Origin of the sequence: Brevundimonas lenta (genome assembly GCF_014196335.1) — a bacterium.
Lineage (GTDB): Bacteria > Pseudomonadota > Alphaproteobacteria > Caulobacterales > Caulobacteraceae > Brevundimonas > Brevundimonas lenta.
In genome coordinates this window covers 551,437-567,173 of the sequence record NZ_JACIDM010000002.1, presented here as the reverse complement: position 1 = coordinate 567,173, position 15,737 = coordinate 551,437, and the positions used below count along the sequence as shown (strand labels likewise).

Annotated in this window: 17 protein-coding genes; 5 read left to right on the top strand and 12 right to left on the bottom strand. The window is 69.4% G+C overall.

The genetic code is table 11. From position 1 onward, the window contains the following. Nucleotide 1 precedes the first annotated feature (1 nt). The 10 genes from GGR12_RS10330 to GGR12_RS10285 form a co-directional block, all read right to left on the bottom strand. Nucleotides 2–922 carry a TrbL/VirB6 family protein gene (locus GGR12_RS10330; RefSeq protein WP_183204324.1) on the bottom strand — a complete coding sequence of 307 codons (921 nt, stop codon included), beginning with the start codon at nt 920–922 and terminating at the stop codon, nt 2–4. A gap of 11 nt (nt 923–933) precedes the next feature. After that, nucleotides 934–1,149, bottom strand: coding sequence for a hypothetical protein (locus GGR12_RS10325; protein ID WP_183204323.1), 216 nt, complete (start codon nt 1,147–1,149; stop codon nt 934–936). Then, the gene (locus GGR12_RS10320; RefSeq protein WP_343053207.1) at nt 1,146–1,874 is read right to left on the bottom strand and encodes a TrbJ/VirB5 family protein; all 729 of its coding nucleotides are present in this window, start codon (nt 1,872–1,874) and stop codon (nt 1,146–1,148) included. The genes GGR12_RS10325 and GGR12_RS10320 overlap by 4 nt, the downstream gene beginning before the upstream one ends. Further along, nucleotides 1,871–4,246 (bottom strand): VirB4 family type IV secretion/conjugal transfer ATPase, encoded by a 2,376-nt coding sequence (locus GGR12_RS10315; RefSeq protein ID WP_343053206.1) that lies wholly within the window; start codon nt 4,244–4,246, stop codon nt 1,871–1,873. The genes GGR12_RS10320 and GGR12_RS10315 overlap by 4 nt, the downstream gene beginning before the upstream one ends. Next, nucleotides 4,239–4,574 carry a VirB3 family type IV secretion system protein gene (locus GGR12_RS10310; RefSeq protein ID WP_183204321.1) on the bottom strand — a complete coding sequence of 112 codons (336 nt, stop codon included), beginning with the start codon at nt 4,572–4,574 and terminating at the stop codon, nt 4,239–4,241. The genes GGR12_RS10315 and GGR12_RS10310 overlap by 8 nt, the downstream gene beginning before the upstream one ends. After that, nucleotides 4,567–4,749: a hypothetical protein gene (locus GGR12_RS10305; RefSeq protein WP_183204320.1), complete on the bottom strand. Its 183-nt coding sequence runs from the start codon at nt 4,747–4,749 to the stop codon at nt 4,567–4,569. Before GGR12_RS10305 ends, GGR12_RS10310 begins: the two co-directional genes overlap by 8 nt. Then, entirely contained in the window at nt 4,749–5,060 is a 312-nt protein-coding gene (locus GGR12_RS10300; RefSeq protein ID WP_183204319.1) for a TrbC/VirB2 family protein, read from the bottom strand. Before GGR12_RS10300 ends, GGR12_RS10305 begins: the two co-directional genes overlap by 1 nt. Continuing rightward, nucleotides 5,060–5,680, bottom strand: coding sequence for a lytic transglycosylase domain-containing protein (locus GGR12_RS10295; protein ID WP_183204318.1), 621 nt, complete (start codon nt 5,678–5,680; stop codon nt 5,060–5,062). Before GGR12_RS10295 ends, GGR12_RS10300 begins: the two co-directional genes overlap by 1 nt. A 76-nt stretch (nt 5,681–5,756) precedes the next feature. Continuing rightward, the gene (locus GGR12_RS10290) at nt 5,757–6,047 is read right to left on the bottom strand and encodes a LuxR C-terminal-related transcriptional regulator (protein ID WP_343053205.1); all 291 of its coding nucleotides are present in this window, start codon (nt 6,045–6,047) and stop codon (nt 5,757–5,759) included. Between the two features lie 68 nt (nt 6,048–6,115). Continuing rightward, nucleotides 6,116–6,613: a helix-turn-helix domain-containing protein gene (locus GGR12_RS10285; RefSeq protein ID WP_221212313.1), complete on the bottom strand. Its 498-nt coding sequence runs from the start codon at nt 6,611–6,613 to the stop codon at nt 6,116–6,118. Between the two features lie 235 nt (nt 6,614–6,848). Here GGR12_RS10285 and GGR12_RS10280 point away from each other — a divergent pair, with 235 nt between their 5' ends. The 5 genes from GGR12_RS10280 (at nt 6,849) to GGR12_RS16835 (ending at nt 10,425) form a co-directional block, all read left to right on the top strand. Continuing rightward, nucleotides 6,849–7,415, top strand: coding sequence for a GntR family transcriptional regulator (locus tag GGR12_RS10280; RefSeq protein WP_343053204.1), 567 nt, complete (start codon nt 6,849–6,851; stop codon nt 7,413–7,415). A 69-nt stretch (nt 7,416–7,484) separates the two neighbouring features. Further along, nucleotides 7,485–7,610, top strand: a complete 126-nt coding sequence (locus GGR12_RS16730; RefSeq protein ID WP_281378566.1) for a hypothetical protein — start codon at nt 7,485–7,487, stop codon at nt 7,608–7,610. Nucleotides 7,611–7,702: 92 nt separating this feature from the next. Then, nucleotides 7,703–7,828 (top strand): hypothetical protein, encoded by a 126-nt coding sequence (locus tag GGR12_RS16725; RefSeq protein ID WP_281378565.1) that lies wholly within the window; start codon nt 7,703–7,705, stop codon nt 7,826–7,828. Between the two features lie 214 nt (nt 7,829–8,042). Further along, on the top strand, nt 8,043–8,708 hold the full coding sequence (locus GGR12_RS10275; protein WP_183204317.1) for a lasso peptide biosynthesis B2 protein: 666 nt from the start codon (nt 8,043–8,045) through the stop codon (nt 8,706–8,708). 1 nt (nt 8,709) lies between these two features. Further along, nucleotides 8,710–10,425, top strand: coding sequence for an asparagine synthase-related protein (locus GGR12_RS16835; RefSeq protein WP_183204316.1), 1,716 nt, complete (start codon nt 8,710–8,712; stop codon nt 10,423–10,425). Here GGR12_RS16835 and GGR12_RS10265 read toward each other — a convergent pair. Next, nucleotides 10,358–12,739, bottom strand: a complete 2,382-nt coding sequence (locus GGR12_RS10265) for a S9 family peptidase (protein ID WP_183204315.1) — start codon at nt 12,737–12,739, stop codon at nt 10,358–10,360. The two genes, GGR12_RS16835 and GGR12_RS10265, sit on opposite strands and share 68 nt — an antisense overlap. A gap of 6 nt (nt 12,740–12,745) precedes the next feature. After that, nucleotides 12,746–15,697, bottom strand: coding sequence for a TonB-dependent receptor (locus GGR12_RS10260; RefSeq protein ID WP_183204314.1), 2,952 nt, complete (start codon nt 15,695–15,697; stop codon nt 12,746–12,748). Between the last annotated feature and the right edge of the window lie 40 nt (nt 15,698–15,737).

Here is a 15,737-nt window from a genome sequence, read left to right as displayed (position 1 = left end):
GTCAGGCGCCTCTCGGTCGAATGGTGCCGCCGCCCCTGGGCGGCTGGCGGCTGGCTTCTTGCGGGCCCTGGCTGCGGCCGGAGCCGCTCCCGCCCAGGGCCGCGGCGTTGGCGAAGTCGGCGAGTCCGGCGCTGGCGCCGCCCGCGATGCCGGCGGCGATGGCCGGCGTCTGCAGAAAGAAGATCGCCCCGAGCAGGCACAGGGCGATGAAGATCAGGCCGCCGATCATCGGGTCGGCGCCCTGGATCGCGCCCCACTGGTCGCGCACGAGCGACAGGACCAGCTGGAAGATGACGATGATCAGGGCGAACAGGACGAGATAGTTCACCGCTTGGCTGAGCCAGCCGAAGAAGAAGCGGCGAGTGGCGTCGAACAGGGCGCAGGCGATGAAGATGGGGCCGAGGGTGACGAGCAGCGCGAGAGCCAGTTTGGCCACCAGCACCACGCCGAAGCCGAGGGCGGCGGCCAGGGCGCCGATGATGAAGACGGCGGCGGACACCACCCAGGGCCCGGGATTGAAGGCCGAGCCCTCGCGCGAGATGTCCTCGCCCAGCCAGGCCGCATAGGCGAAGAACTGGTCGAAGGCTGCGCCGACGCTCGGCGTGTCCGCGCCGCTGACGGCCCGGGTCAGGGCGTTGGGCAGGCCGGTGAACAGCGGCTCGGTGACGAAGGTCGAATAGGCGGCCGTGGTCGCCAGCAAATACAGGAAGGCCAGCTTCAGCGACCGGACCGCGAAATCCATCACCGGTTCGCTGATCGCGCCCCTCAGGATGGCGACGCCATAGAGCACGACATAGAGGACCAGGGCGATGCGCAGCGGTCCCTCGACCTCGGCGACCACCGACGACAGACGGTCGCCGAGGAAGACGTTGAGCCGTTCGTCGATGAAGTCGTAGCTGGGCTCGAAGACGCGAAAGCTCATCGTCGGGCTCCTCAGAAGACCCGCTCATAGGCGCGCATCCGCGCCTCGCGCCGCGCGTCGGCCAGACCGCGCCGCGCCGCCTCGCATTCGTCCGTCTCGCGGCCGGCGTCGCAGGCCGCCACGATCGCTTCGGCCGCTTCGGGATCGGCGGCGAAGTCTGCAGCGGTCCGGTCGGTCGCCCCGCAGTCGACGAGGCCGAGAGCGACGACCAGCGCGGACCGTTTCACCGGAACGCCCGTTCGTAGACATCCATGCGGGCCGCCCGGGCGGCCTCGGCCCGTTCCCGCGCGCGCTGCTCTTCCAGCCGCGCCTCGGCCGCCTGGGTCAGGGCGAGACCCTGCAGCCTGACCTGCTCGTTCTGGATCAGCGCCTGTTCGGCCGCGAGGCGGGCTTCGAGGTCCATGACGGCGCGGGCGTTGGGAGCGGTGTCGAGGGCGGAGCGGAGCGTCTCCAGGCCCTGAAGACGCCGGTCCGCCGCGCCGCTCACCGCCTCGCCGATGGCCAGATCCCGCGCGGTCCTTGCGCCGGCGCGCTCCAGGCTGTCGCGATAATAGGCCTCCGCCGACCCCGGATCGCCCGCGGGCGGCGTGTAGACCCTGGTGTCGCGGCGGATGGCGTCGGCCCGGTCGGCCAGGTCGCCGAGCGCGGACAGATCGCCGTCGGCCGCCGCGCGCAGCGCGCGTATGTCCGGCAGCGGATTGCGCACCTGCGGCAGGCCGAGCTCGCCGGCGAGGGCGTTGACGCCGGACAGGTCGTTCAGGCTGTCGAAGAGCTGCTGGCCCTGCTCGATCTGGGTCTGCAGCGCCCTCAGCTGGTCCAGGGTGGTGCGGGCCTCCTCGACCATCTGGGCCAAGGCCCGGGGATCGTGGACGATCTGCTGCGCCTGGACAGCCGGCGCGCAGGCGAGGACGAGGGCGGCAGCCGCCGCGGCGAAGGGGATGCGGGTTCTCACAGGAACCTCCTCTGGTCATGGAAGGGATCGCGCCACAGCGCGTAGTCGTCGCCGAGCTCGGCGCGCAGCCGGTCGAGCAGGGCGGTGGTTTCGGTGCGGCCCGACAGGACCGACAGGGCGTCGTCCATGCCGCTCAGGTCCAGTTCGACGACCACGCTGTCGTGGCCCTGCTTGACCAGGAAGCGGTGCGATTCCGGGGTTAGGACCTCGCGCACCAGCCGGAATTCCTCCTGGGTGAGACCGAAGCCGTCGATGTAGTCGCGCGCCTGGCCGTGGGCGTTGGGCAGGAAGATCTTGGTCGCGCACTGTTCGAGGATGGCGTGGGCGATCGGGGAGCGCAGGGCGTCGGCGGGCGACTGGGTGCCGAACACCATCAGGGCGTTCTGCTTGCGCCAGGTCTTGAGCCCGTCCTGGGCCAGTTCCGTGAAGGCCGGGTCGCCGAGGACCTTCCAGAACTCGTCGATGTCGAGGACGAGGCGACGACCGTCGACGCGCTCGGCGATGCGGTGGAACAGATACAACATCGCTGGCGTACGGACCTCGTCGTGGTCGAGGACCTGGGTGATGTCGAAGCCGGCGAAGCGCGCCTCAAGTCTGAGGGCGTCCTCGTCATTGTCGAGGACCCAGCCGAGGGGACCGCCCCTTTGCCAACGCTCCAGCCGCGCGCCCACGCCGCCGGCGTCGCCCTGGCCGAGGAGGCTGCGCAGGGCGGCGATGGACCGCCGCTCACGCGGCAGGGCCTCCAGCGCGGCCACGCCCTGATCGATAGCGCGGGCCTGGGGCACAGTCAGGGTTTCGTCCGGCCGGGCGACGAGGGTCCGGACCAGGCGGACGAGGAAGGCGCGATTGGCGGGACTGGGGGCGAGGGCCTTGAAGGGGGCGAAACCGGTCGGTTCGCCGTTGCGCAGGGCGAGATAGGTCCCGCCGCAGGCGCGGACAAAGATCTCGGCGCCCCGGTCCTTGTCGATGAAGAGCTGCTGGGCGTCGAACCGCTCCAACTGCGCCAGCATGAAGTTCTGGACCACGGTCTTGCCCGACCCCGAAGGCCCGCAGATGAAGGTGTGGCCGAGATCGCCGACATGGAAGTTGAACCAGAAGGGCGAACCGGCCGTGGTACGCAGCACCGCGACGGCGTCGCCCCAATGGTTGCCGCGCGCCTTGCCCACCGGATGGGCGTGGAAGGGCGCCAGGGCCGCGAAATTGCGCGAGGTGATCGCGGCCGGCCGGGTGCGACGGGCGAAGGCTCCGGGGAATTGGGACCAGAAGGCCGCCTCCAGGCCGAGATCCTCGCGCGCCACGACGAGGCCGGAGTCCGCGAGGATGGCGCGGGCCTTGGACAGGTGGTCGGCTAGCGCGGTTGGCGTGTCGCCGTGGACGAGGACCGAGGCCTGGTGCTCGCCCATGACGAAGCGGTTGCTGACAAGGTCGTCGAGCGCGTCCGACAGGCCGGTGATTTGCGAGGCCGCGCGGTCCCGCGCCGAGACCATCTGGTTCTGCTTGCGCTCCATCACGGCGCGGGCCGAGGCCTTGGACAGGAAGGCGAAGGACTGGCTGATCACGAAGCCGAACCGGACGCTCAGCAGTTCGTCCCACAGCCCGGGCCGGGTCGTGGCCGGGTATTCCTTGACGGCCAGGACGCCGGCGTAGCGCGCCTCGGCGGCGTCCCGCAGCTCGAGCGTCTCGCGCCCGAAGATGGCGCGCACGGTGTAGACTGCCGAACCGAGGTGGCCGAACACGATCGGGACCGACGACCGGCGCCCGGTCAGGACCAGCCGCATGACCTCCATCGGCTCGGAGAACCACAGGCCGCCGCGTTCGTAGAGGCCGAGCCGGCGCGGCGCATAGCGCCCGAGGTACTGCACCAGGTCGCGCCCGGCCTCCTCGATGCGCTGGATATGGGCCAACTCGACCTCGGCGTCGTTGCGGCGCGACGCCCTCAGACGTTTGGCGAGCGCCGCGGCGCGATCGCCGGCGTCCCGGCCCGGATGCAGCACAAGGGTGACGAACAGCTCATTGATCCAGAGCCGCCGTCCCGCGACACGGTCATCGTAAAGGGCGCCGAGCTCCCCGGCGAAGGCCGAGCGGAAGCCGGCGGATCGCTCCAGCTCGACCGGGCGTCGCGCCACATGGTGCCAGACCGCCAGACGGTCGTCGGCGAGATTGCGCCAGGCCTGGTTGAGCTTGACGTGCCAGTCGTTGAGGTCCCGGGCGTCGGCGGTCTCGAAGCTGGCGCCGTCGACCTGGAACACCATCATCAGGGCGCCGCTGTCGAGCGCCACCACATGGTCCGAGACGTGGCGGGCGTAGGGCAGGTGCGGCCGGGCGTCGGCCTCGCGCCGCAGCCGCGCCGGAGGAACGCCGCCCTCAGCCACGGGACAGCTCCGCCAGACGATAGCGGCGGACGAGGGGGAGGGGCGTCGCCGAGCTCCCGCCCCAGAGCGCCGCGTTGCGTGACCGGCCCTTGGTGTCGACATAGACGAAGAGCAACCGGAAGGCGTTGTGGTCGGCCCGGCAGATCGCCCGGAACACCAGGTGCAGGGCCGGGGCGACGAGCAGATAGAGGAGGCTGCCGCCGACGAGGAAGACGACGCCCGATACGATGACGTTGACGCCCATCGCCTCCATGGGCACGCCGAGGATCATCGCCGGCCGCGTGCAGGCCAGGAACAGCGGATCCTCGGTCAGACGTTCGTCAGCCATGGGGCCCTCCCGCCGACAGGCGCGACAGGGCCAGGCCGATGGCCAGCCCTGAGCCGAGACCGGCGAGGATCTGGGCGAACCGCTTGGGCGAGATCAGCTTCAGGCCGAGCATCAGACACAGGGCGAGAAAGGCCGACGCCGATCCGATCCACAGCCAGGGCGCGGCGACGGTCATCAGGCGCCGCCCGTGATCAGATTGACGATCTCGGCCGCGCCGAAGACCACGACGATGCCGAGGACGACGATCGCCGCCCGGCGCAGGTCGAACAGGCCGAACATCCACAGGATGCCGACGACCACGACCGCCAGCACGGCCAGCAAACGGGCCGTATTGCCCGTGAGCATGTCGACGACGTTCTGCAGCAGGCCTTCGACGTTGGCCGAGGCGAGCGCCGGCTGCGCCGACAGACAGGTGGCGGCCAGCGCGATGCAGGCCGCCGCGCCGGCGTGACGCGGGAAGGGTGAAAGGGTCAGGGGACGAAACATCAGTGGCTCCGGTCGACGGAAGTGGAAAAGGCGACCCGCACGGGCCCGCGCGCGAACACGTCCCAAGCGGCAGGCGGGGCGTTCGGGAGCGGCGGTTCGGGAAGGCGCGCGTCGGACGGTTCGACGGCGGTCGCCGCAAGCGGGGCGGCCAGGTTCAAGTCGACCGCAGCCTGCTCGACCCTGGCGACGTAGCCGTTGCGGAATCCTCGCTGGGCGTCGCCAGTGTTGTAGCGGGACAGGGCGACGCGCAGGGCTGACTGACGATGCGCCGGAGTCTCGCCGACGGGTCGGTAGCCCGCGCGAAGGACCGTCGCCGCGGCCCGCAGGTTGAGGCAGGGATCGAAGGTCTCTTCGACCGTCAGACCCAGCCAGCCGAGGTTGTCGCTGTTGATCTGGGCCAGCCCGAGATCGAGGTTGGCGCCGCGGCTCAGGAGCCGACGGGCCGTCGTCGCGGCCTCCGTCGCACTACGCGCTCGAGCGGGGCGGGCGCCGTTGCGATTGACGCCGATCGCCAAGGGATCGAACCGGCTCTCGACGTGCGCGATCGCCGCCAGGGTCTGGGGGGCCACCGAAGGCGCGCAGCTTTGCGAGAGGGCGAGAACGAACGCGAGGTCGAGCATGGGGGGCCTCCAGGAACCGCCGCCATCCCATCGGATCAGGCCGGCGACGGCGACCCGCGAGCGCCCCGTCGGAGATCTACGGTAGGAAGCTGCGGGGTTCGTCGGCGCGTCGGGCGGCCACCGCCAGGCAGGCGACGGCCTGAATGCGCGTCCGCACGCCGAGGACACTGCAGGCCGTCATCAAATGCTCATCGACTGTCCTGGGGGAAAGTCCCAGCCGTTCGCCGATGCCGGATGAGGTCAATCCCGTGGCGGCGAGTTGCAGGCATTCGCGCTGCCGATCGGTCAGGGACTCGAGCCCCGGGGTGGATGAAGCAGCGGGCAGGGAGGGGTGCGCTTTCATCGCCGAATCCAGCCGGGAAATCACGGCTGCGCGCCAGTCCGGAACCTTCCCACCGTGACTCTACGACCGGGGCGGGGCGCCGGCAGGCGGTCTCAGCCGCCGTTGTTGGTTCCGCTGTCCTCCCGATCGGGCGCTAACAGTCTGCTCCGCCGTTGCTCGAGCCAAGCGTCTGCCTCGGCGTCGCGCTTGACGGACTGATCCGCGAGATCCCTGAACATCCTGGTGAAGGTGTTGATGATCGGTCGGGCGTCGAGATCGGTGATGGCGTCGCCGGCTTCCTCGTCGAATTCCTGAAGCGCCACGGCGAGGATCGTCGCCAATTTGTTGTCGGCGCACCGCAAGGCGAAGGCGGGGGACCCGAGGGCGAGGGCCGCGAGAATCCCGTGCGGATCGCTGTTCGTGACCTCGGCGAAGCGGTGAATGCGTTCGATGTTGATTCGCCCCGCACCGGACTCGAAATGCTCGTAGGACCGAAGCGCCATGTTCATGGCCTGGGCGACGTCGATCGACCGCATGCGCCGGTGAGAGCGGATCAGACGGAGGCTCGAGGAGAGCACCGCATTCGTCGACGGGGTGTGCCGGGCGTCCATCTCTCGGTTTACTCCCTCGCCGTCGGCACCACGCGTTACGAACCTAGTTCACCCCTACAGGTTGAAAAATGACTCAGCCATGCGTCAAATGAAAGTTGATAAAGATCAACAGCATAAAAGCTGCGGCTATGACGCAAGTTTCTTGCGGACGACAGTATAGGAGGCGCGGCATGACACGATCGACCCGAAGCATGCCGGTCGTCGATCTGCATCTCAGCGTGGCCTGGAGGCGGCCGTGAGGCAGCGCGATCCCTTTGGCATGGCGCTCGCCGGCCTGCGCACCGCGCTTGAGGACGGCCTGGCTCCCGGACAGCACCTCTCCGTAGTGGACATCGCCGCTTCGCTCGGCCTGAGCACCAGCCCGGTGCGGGAAGCCCTGTCCCGACTGTGCGGCGAAGGCCTCGTCGAGGATCGCCGCGGTCTGGGTTATTTCACCCGGGCGGCCCCCTTGGAGGATGTTCTGGGCTTGCTGGACCTCGAGGCCGCCCATGTCCGGCTTGCAGCGCTCTATGCTCCGGTGGCTCAACCCCGAGACGGTTCGGATGCGTCCGTCGAGGCGTGGATCGACGACCTGGTCGGCGCCTGTGACAACCAGCCCTTGATCGAAAGCCTCGTTCGCGTGCGCCGTCGCCTGGCGCCGCTCAGACGCCTGAACGGCCCGACGGAAGCGGCGGCCGGTCCCGAGCCGGCGAGCGACGTCGAGGCCTATTACGCGCGCTGGCGGATCGCCGCGACGGGTCTCGCGTCCCGCGTCCGGCGTATCAATCCAGATCAGTCAAAGTATACGCGAAATATAGTTTGAATCGATTTGCTTTCCGGCGCTGATGGTTCGTCGTCGACGTTTTGTCGACCTTCAAAACAGGAGACGACCATGACCAAGAAAACCTCGCGCCTCGTGCGCCTCGGGTCCGCCCGCACCCTGACCCGCGCGGTCTCACGCGGCGAGTTCGACGAGCTGAATCCGGTGCTGAAGTACACCATTCCGCCCAGCGAATGACCGGACGGGCCGCTCCGGCGGCCCGGACGTCCGGACCCGGCCTCGCTCCGGACGCCACAACCAGAGGCCAGTCCTGACACAGGAGAGGATCCATGAAGATCCAAACCAAGACGCGCGTCCTGCGTCTGGGGGCCGCCCGTCGGCTGACCCGGGCGATTCTGATGGGCCCGTTCACCGAACTGAACCCGGCCCGCCACTGGACGATGCCGCCGGAATGACTCCAAGGGGCCGCCCGCTTCGGACGGCCCCGCCGAGCGTCCTGTCGGAGGGCGGATCGGCCGCCTTTCGTCGCAACAGGGAGATACTGATGTCAAAGCCGACGATCCATCGGCTTCTGCGCCTCGGGATGGCGCGGAACTGCACGCGACGCGGGGGAGGCCAATACCTGGACCTCAATCCGGGCCTCCATTCAAACCGACCCGCGGGGTGAGGATGACCGACGCGCTTCTAGCCGATGGGGCGTCCGATGTTGACCGCGGGTGGCTCGGGGAGGGGATACATGCGGTCCGCGTCGGTGCCGATCTGGTCCTGCTCGATCTCGCCGCAGACGACTATCTTTGCTTGCCGGAGTGCGGCGATCTCCGGATAGACGGTCGGCAAGTTCGCGGGTCGATCGAGGAGCTTCTTCGCCTGGCGGCCGAGGAACTACTGCACCCCACGTCGGCGCCGGACGATCGAATCCCGCCGCCGGCCCTGCCGTCTGCCCGCCTTCCGGCTCCGCCGCCGATCCGGCCGACGCTGCGGGACGTGGCCACTTTCGCTTTCATCTGGATCGACGCGGTGCGGCGCCGCCCGACGCTTCTGGAGCTCAGCCGCCGATACGCCCGGCGTGGCGGCCGCCGTTCGGATCCCGAAGCGCTTGCGGCGCGGGTCGAGGTGTTCCGCCAGTTGCTCCCGCTGGCCCCCTGGACCGGCGCCTGTCTTCTCCAAGCAGAGCTGCTGCTGCGCTTCGTCAATGCGGCGGATCTGGACGCGGACTGGGTGTTCGGGGTCCGCACCTTCCCCTTTCTCGCCCATTGCTGGCTGCAGAGCGGCGACCGGTGCGTCAGCGAGGCGCCGGAAACCCTGACCGTCTATCGGCCGATCCTGGTGATCTGAGGTGGCGGCGGACTGCGCAATCATTCTCGTGGGTGACACGCCGGCCGCACTCGACGCCCTGGTGGCGCCCGTTCGACAGCGCCTGAGCCGGGCCGGCTGGTCGCGCAAGTCGCACGACCCCTTCATCCAGGTGTTCGCTCCTACCGGTGGACGGCTGGAGGCCGCGCGGGGGCTGGACGGGCACGGCGTGCTGATTGGCGAGGTCTACGACGGCGACGGCCATACGCTGTCGCCGCGGGCCCGGGGCGCCCTGGGATGCCGGCGTCTCGATGCGGCGCATGCACGCGCCATTTGCGCGGACTATTGGGGGCGATACCTGTTGGTCCGGCGGGTCGAAGGCGACGTCGCGGTGCTCCGCGACCCGTCCGGCGCCCTGGACTGTGTCGTCTGGCGCAAGGCCGGCGTAACTCTGATCTCGACGAGCGCTGCGGCCGTCATCGACCCTTGGTTGCCCGACGGGATCACGTTGGATTGGGACGCGGTGGCCGCCTTGGTGGACCGCCCCGGCGAGCATCGACATCGGCTGGCCCTGACCGGATTGCAGGCCGTCGCCGGCGGCGAGTTGCGGGTTATCGGGGACGGCGTCAACCGAGCGCACCAGATCTGGCGGCCCGCCAACCTCTATCGAGACCGCGCCTTGCTTCCGCCTCCGAACCTTCGAGAGGCGGTGGAACGGTCGGTGAGGGCGCTGGCGGGCGAAAGGCGCTGGATCGCCGAGGTCAGCGGCGGACTGGACTCCGCCATCGTGGCGGGCGTCCTGACCGCCGATCAGCGCCGGAGTGTCGCCGCCTGGGTCAACCACTACGTCGACCAGCCGGAGGGCGACGAACGGGCCTACGCCCGGGCGGTCGCGGGGCGGTACGGCTTCACGCTGACAGAAGTCCGCCGCGACGGCCTCAGGCTCGACGCCGCCCGTCTGGCGGCCTGCGCCGAAACCTTCCGACCGGCCGCCAACGACATCGATCCCGACTACAACGACGACATCGCCGACCGGATCGAGGCGATGGGCGCCTGGGGCTCGTTGACAGGGCAGGGAGGCGACGCCGTCTTCTTCCAGATGCCGAGCCTCCTGATCGCCTTGGACGAGATTTGGGAGCGCCGAGGCCGAGCGCGCGCGGCGATCCTGCATCGGCTCGCGCGATGGCTGCGGCACTCCGTCTGGCCGACGGCCCTCGCCCGGGACTGGCGCGACGAAGTCCGCCACCGCGCCGGTTGGGACCATCCCTGGCTGGATGATCTGGCCAACGTCCCCCCAGCCAAGGCGATCCAGATGTCGGCCTTGGCCTTCTGCCAGACCTTTCAGGGGCCGGCGCTCCGCAGTCGGCTTGGTCCATGCGTCAATCCGTTGCTGAGCCAGCCTGTGATGGAGGCCGGGCTGGCCATGTCGACGGTCGATCTGACCTGGGGCGGGCGCGACCGGGCTGCAGCGCGCGCCGCCTTCGCGGCTGTCCTTCCGCCATCGATCCTGGATCGCCGCTCGAAAGGCGAACTGGGCGCCTATTATGGTGGCGCGGTCGCCGCGCATCTGGCGTTCCTGCGCGACTATCTGCTCGGCGGCGCCCTGGCGGAAGCGGGGTTGATCGATCCGGGCCTGGAGGACCGCCTCACCCGGGACGCGCTGCTGTGGCGCGGCGGGCATTCCCAACTGCTTAGTTTGGCCCTGACGGAGGCGTGGGTGCGTCGCTGGCGGGAACGGCTAGACCGCCGGACCCCATGAGATACCGGTCGAACCAGCTCCGGACCTGGTCGTAGTAGAGCCGAATATTCCCCGGACTCCGGAGGCCGTGTTCCTCGCCGATGAGGAGGGTCAGGGCGACGGGCCGGTTCAGACGGTGCAGGGCGCCGTAGAGTTGCTCCGACTGACCGAGCATCAGATCGTACTCGCCCACCACGAGAAGCGTCGGCGCGACGATGCGGTCCGCCTGCTCAAACGGGCTGTTGCGGCGATACCGGTCGGGCGCTCGCCAATAGGCGTCCCGCATCTCGGCCTGGCCGGATTCCAGCCAACGCGCACTCGCCGCCGCGGCGAGCGCATGTCCGCCGTCGAGGCGCAGCGTCGATCCCACGTCTCCGATGACGGTCGAGAAATTCATTGGCCCGTTCAACGCCACCACGGCGTCGAAGCGAGGAGACTGCGCCGCGCTCATCACCGCGGACCAGGCGCCGAAGCTCCAGCCCCACAAGCCGATCCGCTCCGCATCAACCAGGCCTTCCGCCGCCGCGGCGTCGACGACCGCCAGGATGCGATGGGCGAGGCCGTCCGCCGGTTCCGGAGTCGCCGGAAGATCCGGGACGAGGATGGCGTAGCCGGCCGCCGCCATCAGCTGGGGCGCCATGGACAGGCTGGTGGACTCCCGCCGCATCCACCACGGCGGGGCGGGGTACGACTCGCCCTGATAGGGCACCACGATCACGGGCGGTGTCGCCGTCGGGTTCGGCGGCAGATAGAGCCAGCCGCCAGCGCCGCCGACGCCGGCGATCCGCCGAGGGGCCGCGACCGAGATACGCTCGAGTTCGGAGTTCAGCCGCCAGACCACCTCTCGGCGTTGGCCGCGTTGCAGGCGCAGAGCGTTTGGATCATCTTCCAGGGCGCCCCGATCGAGGCTGATCCCCCCGCTCCAACTGATCGCGGCTCCGGGCGTCGCCGCGACGCATCGGGAGTCGGCATCAGGGTCGACCCAGACCCGGCACAGGCGTCCGTCGCCAACTGCGACCACGGCGAAGGCGGCTTTCAGAGAACCGCTCTGCGCCCGCAATCCAAACGGACCGCGGGGGTTTGCGGCCGATGCGGCGGGGCCGAGATCTGCGTGCCCGTCGTCGGCGTCGAACCGCACGACGTGACCGCCGCTGTTGAACAGAACCGCAGACCCTCCCTCGGCGAGGAGCCGGGCGTCCGGGGAGAGGCCAGTCAGCGGCGAGGCGTCGGCGTCGGCGAAGAACCAGCCCTCCCGGGATCCCGACCGGCCCTTGAAGATCGGAGTTCCGCCCAACCAGCCGCCCTCGGCTGTCGCCATGCCCTGGAAATCGATCGGCGTTGTCGGGCGTGCCCCGGCAGGCGTCACGTCCCGCGTCGCGCCGTCTGGGGCGATGGTCAGGAGCCGGGCCGGCTCTTCGTCGATTCCCGCCACCAGAAGGGCGTCGGAAGCCGGCGACCAGGCCAAAAGGCTTGTCGAGATGTTGCGGGCGTCGGATGGCCGTACGGCGGAGCCGGAGATCAGGTCGACGATCTGCAGACCTCGGGCGCGCCGCACCTCGGTCGCAGTATCGGCGGCGGGAGGCGGGAGGAGCGGACCGTCCAGGAGAAGCGCGGCGTATCGCCCGTCCGGGGAGGTTTCGAGGTCGAGGAAGGGGCCGTCGGCGATCGCGGCCGCCTCGCCGGTGACGGCGTCGATCCGCCACAGACGCCGCGGCGACAACGCCTCCGGCGCACCATCCTCACCCACCGTGATCGCGGCCGCGGACCCGGCCGTCGCGGCCGCCCTCAGCGCCAACAGGCGCGCCTGCTCGGCGCGGGGGCCGGCCAGTCGCGGGGGAAGCGCCCCGTCAGGCATGCCCAAAACGACCAAGGCGTCGTCCGTCAGCCACTCGAGGGACCGGCCCCAAAGGCCGAGGTCCGGCGCTACCTCGGTCCAGACCACGCGCCCGGTCGCGATCTCGACGAGCCCCAACCGCCATTCGTCGTTCCGTAGCCGAAACACGGCCAGGCGCCGGCCGCTTGGCGAAAAGGCGCCGATGGAATAGCCGGCGTCCTCCTCCATCGCCAGGAGCGGTCGCGGACGGTCGGGGACGTCGAGGTCGATGCGGTAGAGTCGGGCGTACCGGTTGGCGCCTTCGGCTTCCAGATCATGGCGAGGGAGGTCACTTCGGGCGCGCCGTTCCTCGAAGACCGCCACCTCCCCGGACGGGTCGATCGCCACCCGGCCGAAGCTCTTGAGTGCCAGAATAGCGTCCACCGTGAGCGGCTCCGACCGGGCCGACGAGGGGCACGCCGCGGCGAGCAGGCCCGCGAGGGCCACAACGACCATGCGCATGGGCGATCACCAGCGCTTGACGAGCTGAAGCGAGACCTGCCGGCCGAGCACATTGGTGTTGGCGGCGTCGTAACCGATCCCCGCCGGAGCATCGTAGAAGGGCGGCTCCTCATTGGTCAGGTTCAGCACGTTGAGGGTGAGCGAAAGATTTTCGGCCCATCCGCTGTCGATGTCGTAGCGGACCTGGCCGTCCAGAGTGATCCAGTCGTCTATCCCGCGACCGTTGACCGGATCCCGTCCTCCGCTGACGTGATTGAGCGCGCCGCCGAGCGTGAGCGGGCCGCGAACCCACTGGCCGCTGAAGCGGCCTCGCCAGCGCGCCGGGAAGTTCGGCGCGCCCAGCAGGTCCTCGGTGGGGGAGGTGGCGGTGACCGCCCGGTCGTTGGTGAGGAGATGGGTCACGGTCGCATCGAGCGAGATGTCGTCCGACCCCAAGGTGAAGCGATAGCGTGTGGAAAGATCGAGCCCCTCGACTTCCACAGCCGAGGCGTTGACGTACCGGTTGTCGATCACGGCGCCGTAGGCGGTCGCAGGGAAGACGTTCGGATTGTAGTTCCCCGGATGGCTGAGCAGGGACTGGACATAGGCCAAGTCGTCCGCACTGGAGCCGGGGCTCACATACCGGATGAAGGGCGCCAGGGTCGGGTCGTTCAGGGCGTTGATCAGGTTCTCCGCGACCGGCGTTGCGATCCGGTCCTCGAAGGTCGTCCGAAACCAGCCGGCCTCTATCCGCAACCCTTCGGCGGCGGCGGGCGTCCAGACGAAACCCGCCGTCCAGGACTCTGCGGTCTCCGGGATCAGGTCGGGGTTGCCCCCGTACTGGACGATGCTGATCACATTGGCGCCGGCGCGATCTAGAAACACCGGGCCGAGCCGGTAGGCGCTGTTCAACTCCCTGAGCGACGGGGCGCGGAACGAGGTTCCGAAGCTGGCGCGCAGCAGCAGATCGGGCGTCGGGTTGTAGAGGACGCCGACCTTGGGATTGCTGGTCTGGCCGATCCCCTCATGGTCTTCGATACGACCGGCGAGCGACAGCTCCAGCCGCTCGAGGCCGGGCCGAGCGTTGTCGGGGCCCACCAGCGGTGCGCGGAGTTCGACGAAGGCGGCCGAGACGTCACGCTCGAACGCCGTCGGAGCGGCGATGCGCGGCGCCGCGCCGGAGATGAAATTCTCCCCGGAGGTTTCGAAGCGCTCCTGGCGATAGTCGACACCCACGGCCATGCGCAGGTCGCCGCCCGGCAGGGTGAGGAGGACGCCGTCGGCCTTGAGGTTGAAAGAGCCGACCGTGCTGATGTTCTCGGATCGGAGGTAGCCGGACCCGATGAAGGCCAACAGAGCCGCGCTATGGGCGGCGGGGTCGCCATAAGGGTTGAAATAGCCGTCGACCGCCGGGTTGAAGGTGGTCAACGGATCGTCGGGCGTCGCGCCAAGGGCCTCGTCGAGACGCGTCGTCTGCACCCGGTTCGAGGCCGTGAGGCCGGTGGTCTCGCGACCGCCGCTCAGATAGGCCGCGAGGTTCCAGCCGACGAGTTCGCCCTCGATCCCGAACGCGCCGCCGATGCTGCGGGAGAAGCCTTCGTCGCGACCCGGTCCCAGGTCGTTGACGAAGGAATAGGCGATTTCCTGATATGGCTCGCCCGCCACCGGCACGAAGAAGGGATTGTCCGGCGTCACGAACAGGATGCCGATGTCGGCCACCGAGTCCTGGTTGTAGGTTCGATCGGTGTAGCGAAGGTCGCCGTCCAGACTGAAGCCGCCCGGAAGGTCCTGTCGGCCCGCGACGAACACGCTGTGCCGGCGCTGGTGGGGCAGGTTCCACTGGCCTTCCATCTGGTTGGTCAGATTGACCTCGCCGGGTCGAAAGTCTCCCGGCGTGAGGCCCACCCCGTTCTGATTGCGGGGGATGGCGTAGGTCGGTTCGTAGGATCCGCTGACCGGATCGAACGCCATGAGGTTTCCCGGCGCGGCGTAAAAGAAGCGCCAGTCGGAGCCGCCCAGCGGGCGCAAGTCAGCGCTCGCTGTCGCGCGACGGTCGGCGGCGCGCAACTCGCCCCGGTCATGAAATTCATAAGCTGCGATGAGGCTGCCGCTGGACCAGTTAAAGCCGCCGCTGTGGGACAGGAGGGTCTCCACGGCCCCGCCGTCGCTCGTGCCCCCGACGCGCACCCGGCTTTCGGCGCCGTCAAAGCGGGATTTCAGGATGATGTTGACCACGCCGCCGACCGCGTCCGCGCCGTAAAGGGCCGATGCGCCGTCGAGCAACACATCCGCGCGGGCGATCGCGCTGCTGGGAAGATTGGAGATGTCCGAGAAGTCGCCGGCGCTGCCGGTGCCGGCGATCCGCCGGCCGTTGACCAGAACGAGGGTCGCGTCCGCCCCAAGACCCCGCAGGTTAACCCCGGTCGCATAGGCGGAGTTGCGGCTTGTGCGGTCGGCCCCCGTGCCCGCCGAACCCTCGTAGGCGGCTCCGGTGAAGTTCTGCGGCAAGGCGGCGAGCGTCTCGGCGACCGTCGCGCGACCCTGCCGCGCCACGTCCTCCTGGGTGATCACAGTGACCGGCGACGGGCTCTCCGCCCCCCGCAGATAGGTGCCCGTGACGACGACTTCCTCAAGCTGCGTCGCTTCCGGTTCGAGTTGGGCGCGGGCCGATGGATCAACGAGCACGAAGACCGTCGGACGGCTCTGCCGATAGGTGAGGCCTGTCCCGCGCAGCAACTGGGCGAGCGCCGCTTCCGCCGTGTAATCGCCGGTGACGGCCGGGGACTGACGTCCGACGACGAGGGCGCTGGGATAGAGGATCTGCAGTCCGCTCTGCTGGGCGAAGACCGGCAGGCTTCGCTCGAGCGGTCCCGCCCCGATGCTGAACGCGCGCACGGCGTCGACCGACTGCGCGGCTACCGGCGTCGTTACACCCATCATCAGCGCGGCGAGCGCGGTTGAAGTGAACCTGTGACCCATGATCTCCCCCGATTTTCTACCCGCAGATTTGCGGGCCGGG